The organism is Rhizobacter fulvus (genome assembly GCF_964020785.1).
In genome coordinates this window covers 2,527,161-2,545,555 of sequence record NZ_OZ224516.1, presented here as the reverse complement: position 1 = coordinate 2,545,555, position 18,395 = coordinate 2,527,161, and the positions used below count along the sequence as shown (strand labels likewise).

Here is an 18,395-nt window from a genome sequence, read left to right as displayed (position 1 = left end):
CCCGTGACCATCGACCGCCCCTCCGGCGCGCCCCCAGGCTGGCCCGATCCTGCCCGTCCCAGGCCGCGTGATGCGGTCGACGTGCTGGTGGTCGGCGGCGGCATCAACGGGGCTGGCATCGCCCGCGACCTGGCGGGTCGCGGGCAGCACGTGCTGCTGTGCGAGGCGGATGATCTGGCCCAGCACACCTCGTCGTCGTCGACCAAGATGATCCACGGCGGCATCCGCTACCTGGAGTACTACGAGTTCGCGCTGGTGCGCAAGGCGCTGGCCGAGCGCGAGGTGCTGCTGAAGAGCGCGCCCCACATCATTCGGCCGCTGCGGCTGGTGATGCCGCACGACCCGCTGGTCAACCCGCTGCGGCCGGTCTGGATGATCCGGCTCGGCCTGTTCCTGTACGACCACCTCGCCCGGCGCGAGGTGCTGCCGGCCTCGACGACGATCGACCTGCGCCGCGGCCCGATCGGCGAGCCGCTGAAGCCCAAGTTCAGCAAGGGCTTCGTCTATTCCGACGGCTGGGTCGACGACGCGCGCCTCGTCGTGCTCAACGCCGTCGATGCGGCGGCGCGCGGCGCCGAGGTGCTCACCCGCTGGCGCTGCACGAACGCCCAGCGCACCGCCGGCGGATGGCGCGCGACGCTGCAGTCCAGCGACGGTCGCGAGCGCGCCATCACCGCGCGCGCGCTGGTCAACGCTGCCGGCCCGTGGGCGGCGCAGTTCCTGCGCGAGCATGCCCATGTCAGCGATTCGAAGTCGCTGCGGCTGGTCAAGGGCAGCCACATCGTCGTCAAGAAGCTGTTCGACCACGACCACGCCTACGTGCTGCAGAGCCCGGACCGGCGGATCATCTTCGTGATCCCGTACGAGCGCGACTTCACGCTGATCGGCACCACCGATGTCGAGCACCACGGCTCGGTCGGCACAGCGCGCATCGACGAGGCCGAGACCGCCTACCTGTGCGAGCAGGCGAGCGGCTATCTCAAGCAGACCATCACGCCCGCCGACGTGGTCTGGAGCTACTCCGGCGTGCGCCCGCTGCTCGAGGACGAAGCCGCCGATGCGTCGGCCGTGACGCGCGACTACCAGCTAGAACTGGAGACCTCGGCCGCGCCGCTGCTGACCGTGTGGGGCGGCAAGATGACGACCTTCCGCAAGCTGGCCGAGGAGGCGGGCGACCTGCTCGCCGCGCCGCTCGGCGCGACCCGCGGCGCCTGGACCCGCGGCGCGCTGCTGCCCGGCGGCGACCTGAGCGCCTGGATCGGTCCCGCCCAGCGGCCGGACACCGACATCGCGCGCTTTGCGCACGCGCTCGCCACGCGCCACCCGGAGCTTTCGGTGGCGTTGGCGGACCGGCTCGCGCACGCCTACGGTTCGCGCGTCGAGCTGCTGCTGCAGGGCGGCCTGGGCGCCGAAGTCGCACCCGATCTGTTCGAGGCCGAATTGAACTACCTGCATGCGCACGAATGGGCCCGCAGCGCCGACGACGTGCTGTGGCGCCGCAGCAAGCTCGGCCTGCACCTGACCCCCGCGCAGCGCGGCGACGTGGCCGACTGGTGCGCCGCGCACTGGCCCGACGCGATCGCACCTGCGGCCCCGACCGCTTCCCGTCCGACCCCGGAGACCGCATGGAACTGAAGCTCGAACGCGTCGAGCAAAAGGTGGGCGCCAGCACCTGGCTGTACCCGCTCGACCTGACGCTCGTGCCGCGCGCGGTCACCGTGCTGCTCGGCGCGACCCAGGCCGGCAAGACCACGCTGATGCGCGTGATGGCCGGGCTCGACGCGCCGTCGAAGGGCCGCGTGCTCGCGGACGGCGTCGACGTGACCGGCCAGCCGGTGCGCCAGCGCAATGTCGCGATGGTCTACCAGCAGTTCATCAACTACCCGTCGCTGACGGTGGCGGACAACATCGCCTCGCCGCTGAAGCTGCGCAAGGAAGCGAACGTCGACGCACGCGTCGCGGAGCTCGCCGCCAAGCTGCACATCGAGCCGTTCCTGCAGCGCCTGCCGGCCGAGCTCTCCGGCGGCCAGCAGCAGCGCGTCGCGCTCGCCCGCGCGCTGGCCAAGAACGCGCCGCTGATGCTGCTCGACGAGCCGCTCGTGAACCTGGACTACAAGCTGCGCGAGGAACTGCGCGACGAGTTGTCGCAGTTGTTCGCGACCGGCCAGTCGACCGTCGTCTACGCCACCACCGAGCCGACCGAGGCGCTGCTGCTCGGCGGCTACACCGCCGTGCTCGACGCCGGCGAGCTGCTGCAGTACGGGCCGACCGCCGAAGTCTTCCACCACCCGAAGTCGATCCGCGTGGCGCGCGCCTTCAGCGACCCGCCGATGAACCTGATCCAGGGAACCGCCAACGCCGACGGCGTCGCGTTGCCCGGCGGCGTGCAGCTCGGGCGTTCGCTGCCGGCCGGCGCGGCGGCGGCGCTGACCGTCGGCGTGCGCGCCGCCGCGTTGCGGGTGCACGGCCGCGACGGCGACATCGCGCTGCCGGGGAAGGTCGAGCTCGCCGAGATCTCGGGCAGCGACACCTTCGTGCACGTGGCCACGCCGGTCGGCGAACTCGTCGCGCAACTGACCGGCGTGCACCAGTTCGAACTCGGCGCGCAGGTCACGCTGTACCTGGCCCCGGCGCAGGCCTATGTGTTCGGCGCCGACGGCCAGCTGCTTGTCGCACCCCAGGGGATCTGACGATGGCCCGCATCGACCTCGACCTCGCCCACGCCTACAAGGCGAACCCGCAGCGCGACGAAGACTACGCGCTGCTGCCGCTGAAGATGACCTTCGACGACGGCGGCGCCTACGCGCTGCTCGGCCCGTCGGGCTGCGGCAAGACGACGCTGCTGAACATCATCTCCGGCCTCGTCAAGCCGTCGCAGGGTGGCGTCAAATTCGACGGCGTCGAGGTCACCGGCCGCACGCCGCAGCAGCGCAACATCGCGCAGGTGTTCCAGTTCCCGGTCATCTACGACACGATGACGGTGGCCGAGAACCTCGCGTTCCCGCTGCGCAACCGGAGCGCCAGCGCCGACAAGATCAAGCAGCGGGTCGGCCGCATCGCCGAGATGCTGGAGATGAGCGGCCAGCTGAACATGCGCGCCGCCGGCCTCGCGGCCGACGCGAAGCAGAAGATCTCGCTCGGCCGCGGCCTGGTGCGCGAGGACGTGAGCGCGGTGCTGTTCGACGAGCCGCTGACCGTGATCGACCCGCACCTGAAGTGGCAGCTGCGGCGCAAGCTGAAGCAGATCCACCACGAGCTGAAGCTGACGCTGGTCTACGTGACCCACGACCAGGTCGAGGCGCTGACCTTCGCCGACCAGGTCGTCGTGATGACGCGCGGGCGTGCGGTGCAGGTCGGCAGCGCGTCGGAGCTGTTCGAGCGCCCGCAGCACACCTTCGTCGGCCACTTCATCGGGTCGCCGGGGATGAACTTCCTGCCCGCGACGGTGACGCCGGGCGCGCCGGCCGGCGCCACGCTGCTTGGCGTGCGGCCGGAGTACGTGACGCTCGCCGCGCCGCAGGCCGAGGGCGCGGTGCCTGCGACCATCACGCAGGCGCAGGACATCGGCACCTACTGGCTGCTGACCGCGAAGCTGGCGGACGGCAGCGTCGTGCGGGCCCGCCTCACCGGCGCGCAGGCCGTGCCGACCGTCGGCGCCGCGGTGTGGCTGGGTGTCAGGGGCCACCACACCTGCTACTACAAGGACGAGGTACTGCTCTCATGAAGCCCGTCAACCAGAAAGCCTGGTTCCTGATCCTGCCGGTGGTGCTGTGCGTCGCTTTCTCGGCGATCCTGCCACTGATGACGGTCGTCAACTACTCGGTGCAGGACATCATCTCGCCCGAGCGTCGCGTGTTCGTCGGCACCGAATGGTTCAAGTCGGTGATGCGCGACGACGAACTGCTCGAGGCGCTGCTGCGCCAGATCGGCTTCTCGCTGTCGGTGCTGCTGGTCGAGATCCCGCTCGGCATCGCGCTCGCGCTGGCGATGCCGGCCAAGGGCTGGAAGTCGTCGGCCGTGCTGGTGCTGGTCGCGATCTCGCTGCTGATCCCGTGGAACGTGGTGGGCACCATCTGGCAGATCTACGGCCGTGCCGACATCGGCCTGATGGGCGCCACGCTCGCCAGGCTCGGCATCGACTACAGCTACACCGGCAACGCCACCCATGCGTGGCTCACGGTGCTGCTGATGGACGTGTGGCACTGGACGCCGCTGGTCGCGCTGCTGTGCTTCGCGGGGCTGCGCGCCATACCCGACGCCTACTACCAGGCCGCGAGCATCGACGGCGCCTCCAAGTTCGCGGTGTTCCGCTTCATCCAGCTGCCCAAGCTGCGCGGCGTGCTGATGATCGCGGTGCTGCTGCGCTTCATGGACAGCTTCATGATCTACACCGAGCCGTTCGTGCTGACCGGCGGCGGCCCGGGCAACGCGACGACCTTCCTGAGCCAGTACCTGACGCAGAAGGCAGTCGGCCAGTTCGACCTCGGCCCGGCGGCGGCGTTCTCGCTGATCTACTTCCTGATCATCCTGCTGCTGTGTTTCATCCTCTACAACTGGATGCAGCGCGTAGGCACCACCGACAAGTCGGAGGCCGGCCATGAATGACAACCGCTTCAAGAAGCGCACGCTGTTCCTCATCGCGTACCTGGTGTTCGCGGTGCTGCCGGTGTACTGGATGATCAACATGTCGTTCAAGACGAACGAGGAGATCCTCAGCGTCTTCTCGATCTGGCCGCGCGCATTCACCTGGGACAACTACAAGGTCATCTTCACCGACGCCTCGTGGTACTCGGGCTACATCAACTCGATCATCTACGTCGCGATCAACACGGTGATCTCGCTGACCGTCGCGCTGCCCGCGGCCTACGCGTTCTCGCGCTACTCGTTCATCGGCGACAAGCACGTGTTCTTCTGGCTGCTGACCAACCGCATGACGCCGCCGGCCGTGTTCCTGCTGCCTTTCTTCCAGCTCTACACCACGCTCGGGATGATGGACACGCACATCGCGGTGGCGCTCGCGCACCTGCTGTTCAACGTGCCGCTGGCGGTGTGGATCCTGGAAGGCTTCATGAGCGGCATCCCGCGCGAGATCGACGAGACCGCCTACATCGACGGCTACTCGTTCCCGCGCTTCTTCCTGACCATCTTCATCCCGCTGATCAAGGCCGGCGTCGGCGTGGCGGCGTTCTTCTGCTTCATGTTCAGCTGGGTCGAGCTGCTGATGGCGCGCACGCTGACCAGCGTCAACGCCAAGCCGATCGTCGCGGTGATGACGCGCACCGTCAGCGCCTCCGGCATGGACTGGGGCGTGCTCGCCGCGGCCGGGGTGCTGACGATCGTGCCGGGCGCAATCGTGATCTGGTTTGTTCGCCACTACATCGCAAAAGGCTTTGCGATGGGTCGCGTCTGAGGAGGCACCGAGATGTTCGAGTGGATGGCCTGGACCACACCGGTCGCGGTGTTCTTCTGCAGCATCGTGCTGATGCTGATCGGCATGACGGTGTGGGAGCTCAAGTCGCCGACGGTCGAGCGCAAGGGCTGGCTGCCGATCACGACGACGCGCGGCGATCGCCTGTTCATCGGACTGCTGACCGCCGCGTGGGTCAACCTCGCGTTCGTCGCGGTCAGCGAAAAGATGATCGTGTGGTTCGGGCTCGGGAGCGAGCCGTCGATCTGGATCAGCTTCGGCATCTCGATGGCGCTGCTCGCGCTGATCATGCGCAAGGGATAGGGCTTGTTTTCAAAGGCACTCGGTCATCACTTCCCGGCCGATGTGTCACCTCAACCAACGGGAAGCGACCTTCAGGAGACCTAGACATGAAACTGCGCTTGAATGCTGTGGCCCTGGCCGCCGCCGCTCTGGCCATCGGCCAGAGCGCGTGGGCCGACGAAGCGGCTGCGAAGAAGTGGATCGACGCCGAGTTCCAGCCGTCGACCCTGTCCAAGGACCAGCAGATGGCCGAGATGAAGTGGTTCATCGACGCCGCCAAGAAGCTGCAGGCCAAGGGCGTGAAGGAGATCTCGGTCGTCTCCGAGACGATCACCACCCACGAGTACGAATCGAAGACGCTGGCCAAGGCCTTCGAGGAGATCACCGGCATCAAGGTCAAGCACGACCTGATCCAGGAAGGTGACGTGGTCGAGAAGCTGCAGACCTCGATGCAATCCGGCAAGTCGATCTACGACGGCTGGATCAGCGACTCCGACCTGATCGGCACGCACTACCGCTACGGCAAGATCATGTCGCTGACCGACTACATGGCCGGCACCGGCAAGGAGTGGACAAACCCCGGCCTCGACCTGAAGGACTTCATCGGCACCAGCTTCACGACCGCACCGGACAAGAAGCTCTACCAGCTGCCCGACCAGCAGTTCGCGAACCTGTACTGGTTCCGCGCCGACCTGTTCGCGCGCCCCGACCTGAAGGAGAAGTTCAAGGCCAAGTACGGCTACGACCTGGGCGTGCCGCTGAACTGGAGCGCCTACGAGGACATCGCCGCATTCTTCAGCGAGGACGTGAAGACGATCGACGGCAAGCCCGTCTACGGCCACATGGACTACGGCAAGAAGGACCCCTCGCTGGGCTGGCGCTTCACCGACGCGTGGCTGTCGATGGCCGGCACCGCCGACGTGGGCATCCCGAACGGCATGCCGGTCGACGAATGGGGCATCCGCGTCGGTGCCGACAAGTGCACGCCGGTCGGCGCCTCGGTCTCGCGCGGTGGCGCGACCAACTCGCCGGCGGCCGTCTACGCGCTGACCAAGTACGTCGACTGGATGAAGAAGTACGCCCCGAAGGAAGCCACCGGCATGACCTTCGGCGAGGCCGGCCCGGTACCCGCGCAAGGCCAGATCGCGCAGCAGATCTTCTGGTACACCGCGTTCACCGCCGACATGATCAAGGCCGGCCTGCCGGTCGTGAATGCCGACGGCACGCCGAAGTGGCGCATGGCGCCCGGCCCGAACGGCCCTTACTGGAAGCAGGGCATGCAGAACGGCTACCAGGACGTCGGCTCGTGGACCTTCTTCAAGGACCACGACGCCAACAAGACCGCCGCCGCCTGGCTCTACGCGCAGTTCGTGACCGCGAAGACCACCTCGCTGAAGAAGACGATCGTCGGCCTGACGCCGATCCGCGAGAGCGACATCCAGAGCAAGGCGATGACCGACATGGCGCCCAAGCTCGGCGGGCTGGTCGAGTTCTACCGCAGCCCGGCGCGCGTGGCCTGGACGCCGACCGGCACCAACGTGCCCGACTACCCGAAGCTCGCGCAGCTGTGGTGGAAGAACGTGGCGGTGGCGGTGACCGGCGAGAAGACCCCGCAGGCCGCGATGGACAACCTGGCCGAGGAGATGGACCAGGTGATGGCACGCCTCGAACGCGCCGGCATGGCCCACTGCGCGCCCAAGCTGAACCCGAAGGGCGACCCGGCCAAGTACCTGTCCGACAAGGGCGCGCCGTGGAAGAAGCTGGCGAACGAGAAGCCCAAGGGCGAGACCATCGCCTACGACACGCTGCTGAACGCGTGGAAGGCGGGCAAGGTGCGCTGATCGCTCAGCGGTGATCGGGGCCGCGAGCCGCGGTCCCGAAAACGGAAACGCCCTCGGTGCGATTCGCGCCGAGGGCGTTTTTCTTCGGTCGCCGCTCGCGCGTCAGGCCGAGGCCTTGACCCGCTTGCGTGCTGGCGTCGGCGGCGACGCCGGCCACGAACGCATCGCCATCTCGACGCTGCCCAGCAAGCTCTCGCGGCTCGCGCCGTCCTTGGCCTGCATCGACATGCCCTGGTAGACGGTCGCGTAGAAGCTCGCGAGCGCACCGGCGTCGGTGCCCGCCGGCAGTTCCCCTTCGTCGATGCCGCGCTGGATCCGCGCCTGCATCGCCGCGACGCCAAGCGCCCGGCGCTTCACCAGCGCCTTCTGGATGTGCTCGGCGGCGACCGAGCAATTGGTCGTGGCCATCACCATCATGCAGCCGAGCGGGTGGCAGTCCTGCGTGAGTTCGGCGGCCGCCTCTTCCAGCAGCCGCTGGACCGCGCGGCGCGCGGTCGGCTCCTCGTCGAGCGCACGTTGGCCGAAGCCGCCGGGGCCGTTGCCGTAGCGCTCGATCGCCTCCATGAACAGGTGCGCCTTGTCGCCGAACGCGGTGTAAAGGCTGGGCGGCGTGATGCCCATCGCGGCGGTCAGGTCGCTGATCGACGCCGCCTCGTAGCCGTGTTCCCAGAACACGTGCATCGCCTTGTCGAGCGCGGTGTCGCGATCGAACGACAGCGGTCGGCCGCGCGGTTTGGCGGGGGCTGCCGCGCAGCCCGCCGTTGTCTCTGGAGTATTTTTCATAACGATCGCTAAGAAATAGCTTGACGCGCCCTTGTGCGATGGCTACATTGTGCCACATGCCGTAGCGTTCACTACGAAATATTCGACCCCGGCCCCAGGCCTCCAGTTCCCCACGACCAGCACCGCCGAAACGCGTTTCGGCGAGTCGGGGCGAAGCCTTGCCGGGTCTCGGACGAACGTGGGACCGCCCATCGGAAAAGCAATCGGAACATCGAGGGAAATCATCATGTCGAACGACAAGCACACCACCCCGCCGACCCGCCGCAGCCTCTGGGTCGCCGGGACCGCGCTGACGGCGCTCACCGCCATCGCCACCGCCGTCTTCAGCCTGCGCACGACGAGCGCCGAGGCCTCGCCGGCAACGGCCGCACCGGTCATCGCGGTCTCGGTCGCCACCGTCGTGAAGAGCGACGTCGCGACCTGGGACGAGTTCTCGGGGCGGCTCGAGGCGGTCGAGCGGGTCGACATCCGCTCGCGCGTCGCCGGCACCGTGCAGGCGGTGCACTTTCGCGAAGGCGCGCTGGTCCGCAAGGGCGACCTGTTGCTGACGATCGACCCGGCCCCGTACGCCGCGGAGGTCGAGCGCGCAGAGGCCCAGGTCGCGGCCGCGCAGGCCCGGCAGTCGTACACGAAGAGCGAGTACGAGCGCGCGCAGCGCCTGCTCGACGAGCGCGCGATCGCCCAGCGCGAGGCCGACGAGCGCATCAACGCGCAGCGCGAGGCCGACGCCAACCTGCGCGCCGCGCAGGCCGCGTTGCAGAGTGCGCGCCTGAGCCTGGGCTACACGCAGGTGCGCGCGCCGGTCGCGGGTCGGGTCGGGCGCCTGGAGATCACGGTGGGCAACCTGGTCGCCGCCGGGCCCGGTGCGCCGGTGCTCACGACGCTGGTGTCGGTCAGCCCGATCTACGCCAGCTTCGACGCCGACGAGCAGATCGTCGCCCGCGCATTGAAGGATTTGCCGCCGGGCTCCAGCGCCCGCGCGCAACTCGAAAAGATCCCCGTGCAGATGGGCACCGCCGGCACGGCCGACACGCCGTACAGCGGCCAGCTGCAGCTCGTCGACAACCAGGTCGACGCGAAGAGCGGCACGGTTCGCGTGCGCGCGGTGTTCGACAACGCCGACGGCAGCCTGATGCCGGGCCAGTTCGCAAAGCTGCGGATGGGCCAGGTCAAGCGCAACGAGGCGCTGCTGGTCAACGAGCGCGCGGTCGGCACCGACCAGAACAAGAAGTACGTGATGGTCGTCGGCAACGACAACAAGGCGGCGTACCGCGAAGTCACGCTCGGCTCGCACGTCGACGGCCTGCGTATCGTGACCTCCGGCCTGCAGCCGCAGGAGCGGGTGATCGTCAACGGGCTGCAGCGGGTGCGGCCGGGCGCGCTGGTCGCGCCGCAGGCGGTCGAGATGCAGACCCGGGCCGACGCACCGCGCGAAGCCGCTCCACGTTCCTGAGAACAAGGCTCGTCATGAACCTCTCCAAATTCTTCATCGACCGGCCGATCTTCGCCGGCGTGCTGTCGCTGCTGATCTTCCTCGGCGGCCTGATCGCGGTGCGCGGGCTGCCGATCTCCGAGTACCCCGATGTCGTGCCGCCCTCGATCGTCGTGCGTGCCACCTACCCGGGCGCGAACCCGAAGGTGATCGCCGAGACCGTCGCCACGCCGATCGAGGAGCAGATCAACGGCGTCGAGGGCATGCTCTACATGAGCAGCCAGGCGACGACCGACGGCCTGATGACGCTGACCGTCACCTTCAAGCTCGGCACCGACCCCGACAAGGCGCAGCAGCTGGTGCAGAACCGCGTCGCGCGCGCCGAGGCGCGCCTGCCCGAGGAAGTACGGCGCCTGGGCATCACCACCGTCAAGAGCAGCGTCGACCTGACGATGGTCGTGCACCTGCTGTCGCCGAACGGCCGCTACGACATGACCTACCTGCGCAACTACGCGGTGCTGAACGTCAAGGACCGCCTCGCGCGCGTGCCCGGCGTCGGCGACGTGCAGCTGTTCGGCTCGGGCGACTACTCGATGCGCGTGTGGCTCGATCCGCAGAAGGTCGCGAACCGCGGCCTGTCGGCGAGCGACGTGGTCACCGCCATCCGGCAGCAGAACATCCAGGCCGCCGCCGGCGTGATCGGCGCGTCGCCGGGGCTGCAGGGCATCGACGTGCAGCTCTCGGTCAACGCGCAGGGCCGGCTGCAGAACGAGGAGGAGTTCGGCGAGATCATCGTCAAGACCGGCGCGGACGGCGCGGTGACCCGTCTGCGCGACATCGCCCGCATCGAGCTCGGCGCGGCCGACTACTCGCTGCGCTCGCTGCTCGACAACAAGGACGCGGTGGCGGTGCCGATCTTCGCCGCGCCGGGCAGCAACGCGATCGCGATCAGCAACGGCGTGCGCGCGACGATGGAGGACGTCAAGAAGGCGATGCCCGAGGGCGTGAGCTACGAGATCGTCTACGACCCGACGCAGTTCGTGCGTGCGTCCATCGAGTCGGTGGTGCACACGCTGCTCGAGGCGATCGCGCTCGTCGTGCTGGTCGTGATCCTGTTCCTGCAGACCTGGCGCGCCTCGATCATCCCGCTGCTGGCCGTGCCCGTCGCTGTCGTCGGCACCTTCGCGGTGATGAGCGTCTTCGGCTTCTCGATCAACGCGCTGAGCCTGTTCGGGCTGGTGCTGGCGATCGGCATCGTCGTCGACGACGCGATCGTGGTGGTCGAGAACGTCGAGCGCAACATCGAGGGCGGCCTGACGCCGCGCGAGGCCACCTACCGCGCGATGCGCGAGGTCTCGGGCCCGATCATCGCGATCGCGCTGGTGCTGATCGCGGTGTTCGTGCCGCTCGCGTTCATCAGCGGGCTGACCGGCCAGTTCTACCGCCAGTTCGCGCTGACGATCGCGATCTCGACCGTGATCTCGGCGATCAACTCGCTGACGCTGTCGCCTGCGCTGGCCGCGTTGCTGCTGAAGAGCCACGACGCGCCGAAGGACGCGCTGACCCGCGGCATGGACCGCGTGCTCGGCCGCTTCTTCCGTGCGTTCAACCGCGTGTTCCAGCGCGGATCGAGCGCCTACAGCGGCGGCGTGAAAACCGCGATCTCGCGCAAGGCACTCATGCTCGGGGTCTACGCGGTGCTGGCGATCGCGACCGTCGGCGTGTTCAAGCTGGTGCCGCACGGCTTCGTGCCGGCGCAGGACAAGCAGTATCTGATCGGCTTCGCGCAGCTGCCCGACGGCGCGACGCTGGATCGCACCGAGGAGGTCATCCGCCGCATGAACGGCATCGTGACGAAGCAGGCCGGCGTCGAGCACGCGATCGCGTTCCCGGGCCTGTCGATCAACGGCTTCACGAACAGCTCGAACTCGGGCATCGTGTTCGTCTCGCTGAAGGACTTCGACCAGCGCAAGACCAAGGACCTGTCGGCCGGCGCGATCGCGCAGAGCCTGAACGGCCAGTTCGGCCAGATCCAGGACGCGTTCATCGCGATCTTCCCGCCGCCGCCGGTGCAGGGGCTGGGCACGACCGGCGGCTTCAAGCTGCAGCTCGAAGACCGCGCGTCGCTCGGCTTCGACGCGCTCGACGCCGCGCAGAAGGCCTTCATGGCCAAGGCCTACCAGACCCCCGAGCTGGCCGGCATGTTCTCGAGCTGGCAGGTCAACGTGCCGCAGCTCTACGCCGACATCGACCGCACCAAGGCGCGCCAGCTCGGCGTCGCGGTGACCGACATCTTCGACACGATGCAGATCTACCTTGGCAGCCTGTACGCGAACGACTTCAACAAGTTCGGCCGCACGTACTCGGTGCGGGTGCAGGCCGATGCGGCGTACCGCGCGCGGGCCGAGGACATCGGCGCGCTGAAGGTGCGTTCGTCGACCGGCGAGATGGTGCCGCTGTCGGCGCTGATGAAGGTCACGCCGACCTTCGGCCCGGAACGCGCGATGCGCTACAACGGCTTCCTGACCGCCGACATCAACGGCGGCCCGGCCCCGGGCTTCTCGTCCGGCGAGGCGCAGGACGCCGTCAAGCGCATCGCCGCCGAGACGCTTCCGCCCGGCATCTCGTACGAGTGGACCGACCTGACCTACCAGGAGATCCTCGCCGGCAACTCGGCCTCGTTCGTGTTCGCGGTCGCGATCCTGCTGGTGTTCCTGGTGCTCGCGGCGCAGTACGAGAGCCTGACGCTGCCGCTGGCGATCCTGCTGATCGTGCCGATGGGCCTGCTCGCCGCGATGACCGGCGTGTGGCTGACCGACGGCGACAACAACGTGTTCACGCAGATCGGCCTGATGGTGCTGGTGGGGCTGAGCGCGAAGAACGCGATCCTGATCGTCGAGTTCGCCCGCGAGCTGGAGTTCGCGGGGCGCACGCCGGTGCAGGCCGCGATCGAGGCGAGTCGCCTGCGCCTGCGGCCGATCCTGATGACCTCGATGGCCTTCGTGATGGGCGTGCTGCCGCTGGTGCTCGCCACCGGCGCCGGCGCCGAGATGCGCCAGGCGATGGGCATCGCGGTGTTCGCCGGAATGATCGGCGTGACCGCGTTCGGCATCTTCCTGACGCCGGTGTTCTACGTGCTGGTGCGCCGCATGACGCGCAACCGGCCGCTGAAGCTGCACGGCGACGTGCCGCACGTGGACGCCGCGCACGCCATCGGCGGCGGTGGCGGCGGCGCGAGCCACCCGCTGACGCCCCAACCGGCCGCGCCGTTGCGCCTGCCGGAATGAACCTGGAAGGACACGACATGAACAAGACTTTCTTCCCGACCCGCTGGACCCTCGCGACGCTCCTGGCCGCGCTGGTGCTCGCCGGCTGCGCGTCGGCGCCGATCGTCGAGCCGGTCGCGCCGCCGGCCGCACCCGCCGCCTTCAAGGAACTCGACGGTCGCTGGGTCGCGATCCAGCCGGCCGAGGCGCAGCCGCGCGGCGACTGGTGGAAGGCTTTCGCCGACCCGCTGCTCGACGACCTGATCGCGCGCGCCGAGCGCGGCAACACCAGCCTGCAACTCGCCGCGGCGCGCCTCGCGCAGGCCCGCGCGCTGGTGAGAGCGGCCGATGCGGACCGGCTGCCGCAGGTCGGCGTCGGCGCCGGGGTGAACCGCGGCAGCGCGAGCCCGGCCTTCGGCACGACCGCACCTTCCACCGTGATCAACGCCGGCGCCAGCATCTCGTACGAGCCCGACCTGTTCGGCCGCCTCGCGAAGGCGAGCCAGGCCGCGACGCTCGACGCGCAAGCGCGCGAAGCGCTGGTGCAGAGCGCGCGGCTGCTGGTGCAGTCCGAGGTCGCACAGGCCTACTTCGGCCTGCGCGCGCTCGACGCCGAACGCGCGCTTGTGCGCCAGACCGTCGGCGCCTACCGCGACACGCTGCGCCTGACCGAGCGCCGCTTCGCGGCCGGCGACGTGGCCGAGCTCGATCTCGCGCGCGTGCAGACCGAGGTCGCGGCCACCGAGTCGCAGGCGCTCGCGCTCGACCGCCGCCGCGCCGAGCTGGAGCACGCATTGGCCGTGCTGGTCGGCGAGGTGCCGAGCGCCTTGAACGTCACCGAGGCCGACTGGGCCGGCGCGCTGCCGCAAGTGCCCCCTGGCGTGCCGGGCACCGTGCTCGCGCGCCGGCCCGACGTGGCCGCGGCGCAGCGCGCGATGCAGGCGGCGCAGACGCGCGTCGGCGTCGCGCAGGCCGCGTGGTTCCCGGACGTGTCGCTGACGGCGTCCGGCGGCTTCGCGTCGACCGACCTCGGCGACCTGTTCAAGTGGTCGGCGCGCGCCTGGGGCGTCGGCGCGCTGCTGTCGCTGCCGGTGTTCGACGGCGGCCGCCGCGAGGCCGGCGTGCGCGGCGCGAACGCAGCGTGGGACGCGGCCGCGGCCGGCTACCGCGAGCAGGTGCTGGTCGCGTTCCGCGAGGTCGAGGACCAGCTGTCCGCGCTGCGGTTGCTGGCCGACCAGGCCGCCGCGCAGACGCAGGCCGTCGACGCCGCGAGCCGCGCGACGGTGCTGTCGACCTCGCGCTACCGCAACGGCTACGTCAGCCAGCTCGAACTGCTCGACGCGCGCCGCAGCGAGCTCGCGAACCGGCGGCAGGCGCTGCAGGTGCGCGCCGCGCAGTACCAATCCACGATCGGCCTGATCCGTGCGCTCGGCGGCGGCTGGGAGGCGACAGGCGCGCGCAAGGGCTGAGCGACACTGGCGGGATGACCGCCGCACCGTTGTTCTCCGGAATCCTTTTCGCCCTCGCGGCCGGGCTGATGTGGGGCCTGGTGTTCGTCGGCCCGCTGCTGCTGCCGGAGTACCCGGCCACGCTGCAATCGTTCGGCCGCTACCTCGCGTTCGGCCTGATCGCGCTGCCACTGGCCTGGTTCGACCGCGGCAGGCTGAAGCAGCTGGCGCGTGCCGACTGGATCGAGGCGTTGAAGCTCGCGCTGGTGGGCAACATCGTCTACTACCTGTTCCTCGCCAGCAGCATCCAGCGCGCCGGCGGACCGCTGCCGACGATGATCATCGGCACGCTGCCGGTCGTGATCGCGATCACCTCGAAGCTGCGCACCGCGCGCGCGGGCGCACGCGCCGAGGCGCCGCTGGCGTGGGGCCGGCTGCTGCCGTCGCTGCTGCTGATCGGCGCCGGCATCGCACTGGTCAATCGCGTCGAGCTCGAGCACCTGCGCGCCGACCCGAACGCCGACTTCATGCGCTATGCGATCGGCGGGCTGCTGGCGATCGGCGCGGTCGCGTGCTGGACCTGGTACCCGATCCGCAATGCCGAATGGCTGCGTGCCCACCCCGAGCGCAGCCCGCGCGGCTGGGCCACCGCGCAAGGGTTGATGACGCTGCCGCTCGCGCTCGTCGGCTACGCCGCCACGTGGCTCTGGAACGTGGCGAGCGGGGATCCGTTCCCGATGCCGTTCGGCCCTCGCGCCGCGGATTTCGTGCTGCTGATGTTCGCGATCGGGCTGTTCGCGTCGTGGCTCGGCACGCTGTGCTGGAACGAGGCCAGCCAGCGCCTGCCGCCGACGCTGTCGGGCCAGCTGATCGTGTTCGAGACGCTCGCCGCGCTCAGCTATGCGTTCCTTTTGCGCAAGAGCTGGCCACAGGCGGGCACGCTCGTCGGCGTGGCGCTGCTGATCGCCGGCGTGATCTGGGCGGTGCGCACGCAACCGGCGCAGGCGACGGTGGACGCGCATCCCAACTGACGCGGCGCCTTGTCGCGCTGCGGTCTGAGGCTCTGCGGACCTCGAGCGCTCGACCTCCTCGGGGCGTGCCGTGAACCACTCGGTCGATGTGAACGACCGGTCCGGCATGCGCGCGGACGGTTCGTCGCAAACGCCTGTCGGGAAGCAGTCGACCCGCCGAAAGTGACGCCATCGATGACATCCCGTCGTCGAGCCACCCAGGAGATTCACGATGAACGACGACCAGCAACCCACCCGCTGCACCTGCGCGAACTGCACGGGAGCGTCCTGCCGCTGCGGCTGCCAGACCCGCGCCCCGCAGGTCGCGGCCCCGCCCGCCGCCCCGGCCGCTTGCGCTTGCGGCTCGTCGTGCCCCTGCGGCGCGGCCTGCACCTGCCCGAAGGCCTGACCGTCAGGCGCCCCATGGACAGCTTTGCGCTCGCCTTCATCGGCGGCATCGTCGGCGCCGTCCTGATGGACGTCACCGAGGCCGCGATGGCCCGGGTCGGCATCGGGAGCGGCGTCCAGGTCGCCCTGGTGGGCCGCTGGGTTCTGGGCCTCGCGCGGGGACGCCTGGCCCACGCCGACATCCGGGCATCGCCCGCGCTGCCGCACGAGGCCGGTGTGGGTTGGGCGTTCCACTTCCTCATCGGCGGCGGCGGCGTGGCGCTCCTGTACCCCGGCGCGCGGCTGGTCATGGGGCTGCCTGCGTCCGATGATCCGGTCCTGGGCGGTCTGGTGTTCGGTCTGGTCACGTCGCTGTTGCCCTGGCTGGTGCTGCTGCCCGCGTTCGGCTGGGGCTGGTTCGGCCGGCGCGGCCCGCCCGGCGCCCATGCGCTGCTGGCCAGCCCGCTCTCCCACATCCCGTACGGCCTCGGCCTCGGCGTCGTCATGGCGCTCGGCACCGGATACCCATGGGCCGCGCTTGGCGGTGGATCACCCTGGCCCTAGAGTCGGATCAGCACCGCCCGTCGCAACACCGTTGCCCGCCATGCCTCCGTCTAGCCTCCCCCTCGCCCGCGCCTGGCCCGACCGGCTCAAGGTCGCACTGCCCGTGATCGGCGCTGCCATCGCGTTCTGGGCCCTGGCCTCGACGCTGCTGTACGTCCTCGTGCCCGGGCTCGAAACCTACCCGCGGCTGCTGGTGTTCCATGAATGCGTCGGCCTGACCATGATGGCGTGCGTGTTCGTGCTGCTGCGCACCCGCCGCTTCGACCGTTTCAGGCCCGCGCTGCGCTGGATGCTGATCGGGTTGATCGCCATTCCGGTCGGCTACTTCGTGGGACACCAGTTCGCGTTTCTGGCGCTGGGCGAACCGATGCGCATGGTGGGCCACCAGCAGATCAGCCTGATCCCGATTCTCTTCACCGTGCTGGCGGGCGGCATCGCCCTGAACCATTTCGCGACGAGGGAGACCCTCGCGAGGGAAGCGACGGCACGCTCCGAAGCACAGCGGCTCGCGGTCGAAGCCCAGCTGCGGCTGCTCCGCGCCCAGCTCGATCCGCACATGCTCTTCAATTCGCTCGCCAATGTGCGTTCTCTGGTGCGCGAGGACGTGGACCGCGCCGAGACGATGATCGACCAGCTCATCGTCTATCTGCGCAGCGCACTGGTCGCGTCGCAAACCGAATCGGTGGCACTCAGCCGGGAGTTCGCGCAATTGCGCGCCTACCTGGACATCATGGCCGTGCGCATGGGGCCGCGCCTGAGCTATCGCCTCGAGCTGCCCGCCGCCCTGGAGCGCAGCACGGTGCCCCCGATGCTGCTGCAGCCGCTGGTGGAAAACGCCATCAAGCATGGCCTGGAACCCAAGGTGGGCCACGGCAGCATCGAGATCGTAGCGCGCGCGCTGCCCGCAGGCATCGAAATCCGCGTGAGTGACAGCGGCCTGGGACTGCCGCCCGACGCCGACGACGACCCTTCGGCGCCCTCCAGCCGGTCGGCCCCTGGCGGCTACGGGCTGCAGCATGTGCGGGATCGTCTGCGCGTGGTCTACGGCCCTGCGGCCCGCCTCCACCTCGAACGCCGAGACCCCAGCGGCATCAACGCCGTCGTATTCATTCCGACCTGATGTGCCGCCTGCGAAGGACACCTTCATGACCCCGAGCCGAACGCCGACTGCCGTGATCGCCGAGGACGAGCCGGTTCTCGCCCGCACACTCGCGCGCCTGCTGGCCCAGGCGTGGCCGGAGCTGCGCATCGTCGGCGTCGCAGACGACGGCCTCGGGGCCACCGAACTCGCCCTGACGTCGCTGCCCGACGTGATGTTCCTCGACATCAAGATGCCTGGCCGCACCGGCATCGAGGTGGCCGAGGTCGTGGCCGACGAGTGGCCCGACGACCGCGCCGAACCCCTGTTCGTGTTCATCACCGCCTACGACAACTTCGCCATCCCGGCGTTCGAACGCGCCGCCGTCGACTACCTGCTCAAGCCCGCGACGCCCGACCGCCTGCAGCAGAGCGTGGATCGGCTGAAGGCGCGGCTGGCGCAGCGGGCGGCGTCGCCCCAGGCGGGCGACATGGCGGCGCTGATGAGGCGCGTGCAAGCCATCGCCGGGCCCGAAAGCGAATCCGGCGAACGCATCAAGGTCATACGCGCGGGCGTGGGCAACACGGTGCGAATGATTCCGCTGGCCGACGTGGTCTGCTTCGAGGCCACCGAGAAGTATGTGAACGTCGTGACCCCGACCGGCGAGGCGCTGGTGCGCATGAGCCTGCGCGAACTGATGGCCCGCATCGATTCGACCGACTTCATCCAGGTGCATCGCAGCGTGATGGTCAATTCGAGCGCGATCGTCAGCGCCACGCGCGACGAGAACGGACATTACAGCCTGAGCCTGCGCGGGCTGCAGCGGCCACTGAAGGTCAGCCGCGCCTTCGGGCACCTGTTCCGGCCGATGTAGGC

At 69.4% G+C, this 18,395-nt stretch carries 15 protein-coding genes; 14 read left to right on the top strand and 1 reads right to left on the bottom strand.

Annotated elements, in window-relative coordinates:
- Positions 1–3: 3 nt before the first annotated feature.
- The 7 genes from glpD (at position 4) to ACWH49_RS12110 (ending at position 7,551) form a co-directional block, all read left to right on the top strand.
- Complete coding sequence (gene glpD, locus ACWH49_RS12140) at positions 4–1,635, top strand: glycerol-3-phosphate dehydrogenase (protein WP_448171706.1); 1,632 nt, start codon at positions 4–6, stop codon at positions 1,633–1,635.
- Positions 1,626–2,690 carry an ABC transporter ATP-binding protein gene (locus tag ACWH49_RS12135; protein WP_448171705.1) on the top strand — a complete coding sequence of 355 codons (1,065 nt, stop codon included), beginning with the start codon at positions 1,626–1,628 and terminating at the stop codon, positions 2,688–2,690. The genes glpD and ACWH49_RS12135 overlap by 10 nt, the downstream gene beginning before the upstream one ends.
- 2 nt (positions 2,691–2,692) lie before the next feature.
- On the top strand, positions 2,693–3,724 hold the full coding sequence (locus tag ACWH49_RS12130) for an ABC transporter ATP-binding protein (protein WP_448171704.1): 1,032 nt from the start codon (positions 2,693–2,695) through the stop codon (positions 3,722–3,724).
- Entirely contained in the window at positions 3,721–4,605 is an 885-nt protein-coding gene (locus tag ACWH49_RS12125) for a carbohydrate ABC transporter permease (RefSeq protein ID WP_448171703.1), read from the top strand. The genes ACWH49_RS12130 and ACWH49_RS12125 overlap by 4 nt, the downstream gene beginning before the upstream one ends.
- Positions 4,598–5,410: a carbohydrate ABC transporter permease gene (locus tag ACWH49_RS12120; RefSeq protein WP_448171702.1), complete on the top strand. Its 813-nt coding sequence runs from the start codon at positions 4,598–4,600 to the stop codon at positions 5,408–5,410. Before ACWH49_RS12125 ends, ACWH49_RS12120 begins: the two co-directional genes overlap by 8 nt.
- A 12-nt stretch (positions 5,411–5,422) precedes the next feature.
- Complete coding sequence (locus ACWH49_RS12115; protein ID WP_448171701.1) at positions 5,423–5,731, top strand: DUF2160 domain-containing protein; 309 nt, start codon at positions 5,423–5,425, stop codon at positions 5,729–5,731.
- A gap of 86 nt (positions 5,732–5,817) precedes the next feature.
- On the top strand, positions 5,818–7,551 hold the full coding sequence (locus tag ACWH49_RS12110; protein WP_056472511.1) for an ABC transporter substrate-binding protein: 1,734 nt from the start codon (positions 5,818–5,820) through the stop codon (positions 7,549–7,551).
- A 102-nt stretch (positions 7,552–7,653) separates the two neighbouring features.
- On the opposite strand, the gene ACWH49_RS12105 is transcribed toward ACWH49_RS12110, so the two are convergent.
- On the bottom strand, positions 7,654–8,334 hold the full coding sequence (locus ACWH49_RS12105; protein WP_448171700.1) for a TetR/AcrR family transcriptional regulator: 681 nt from the start codon (positions 8,332–8,334) through the stop codon (positions 7,654–7,656).
- Between the two features lie 226 nt (positions 8,335–8,560).
- On the opposite strand from ACWH49_RS12105, the gene ACWH49_RS12100 reads away from it, so the two are divergent.
- The 7 genes from ACWH49_RS12100 (at position 8,561) to ACWH49_RS12070 (ending at position 18,393) form a co-directional block, all read left to right on the top strand.
- Positions 8,561–9,787 carry an efflux RND transporter periplasmic adaptor subunit gene (locus ACWH49_RS12100; RefSeq protein ID WP_448171699.1) on the top strand — a complete coding sequence of 409 codons (1,227 nt, stop codon included), beginning with the start codon at positions 8,561–8,563 and terminating at the stop codon, positions 9,785–9,787.
- A 14-nt stretch (positions 9,788–9,801) separates the two neighbouring features.
- Positions 9,802–13,053 (top strand): efflux RND transporter permease subunit, encoded by a 3,252-nt coding sequence (locus ACWH49_RS12095; protein WP_448171698.1) that lies wholly within the window; start codon positions 9,802–9,804, stop codon positions 13,051–13,053.
- Positions 13,054–13,070: 17 nt separating this feature from the next.
- Positions 13,071–14,501 (top strand): efflux transporter outer membrane subunit, encoded by a 1,431-nt coding sequence (locus ACWH49_RS12090; RefSeq protein WP_448171697.1) that lies wholly within the window; start codon positions 13,071–13,073, stop codon positions 14,499–14,501.
- A gap of 29 nt (positions 14,502–14,530) precedes the next feature.
- Entirely contained in the window at positions 14,531–15,511 is a 981-nt protein-coding gene (locus ACWH49_RS12085; RefSeq protein WP_448174344.1) for a DMT family transporter, read from the top strand.
- 174 nt (positions 15,512–15,685) lie between these two features.
- A complete protein-coding gene (locus ACWH49_RS12080; RefSeq protein WP_448171696.1) occupies positions 15,686–16,441 on the top strand; it encodes a DUF2938 family protein in 756 nt (251 codons plus the stop codon).
- A 40-nt stretch (positions 16,442–16,481) separates the two neighbouring features.
- Complete coding sequence (locus ACWH49_RS12075) at positions 16,482–17,561, top strand: sensor histidine kinase (protein ID WP_448171695.1); 1,080 nt, start codon at positions 16,482–16,484, stop codon at positions 17,559–17,561.
- 25 nt (positions 17,562–17,586) lie between these two features.
- Entirely contained in the window at positions 17,587–18,393 is an 807-nt protein-coding gene (locus tag ACWH49_RS12070; RefSeq protein WP_448171694.1) for a LytR/AlgR family response regulator transcription factor, read from the top strand.
- Positions 18,394–18,395: the final 2 nt, after the last annotated feature.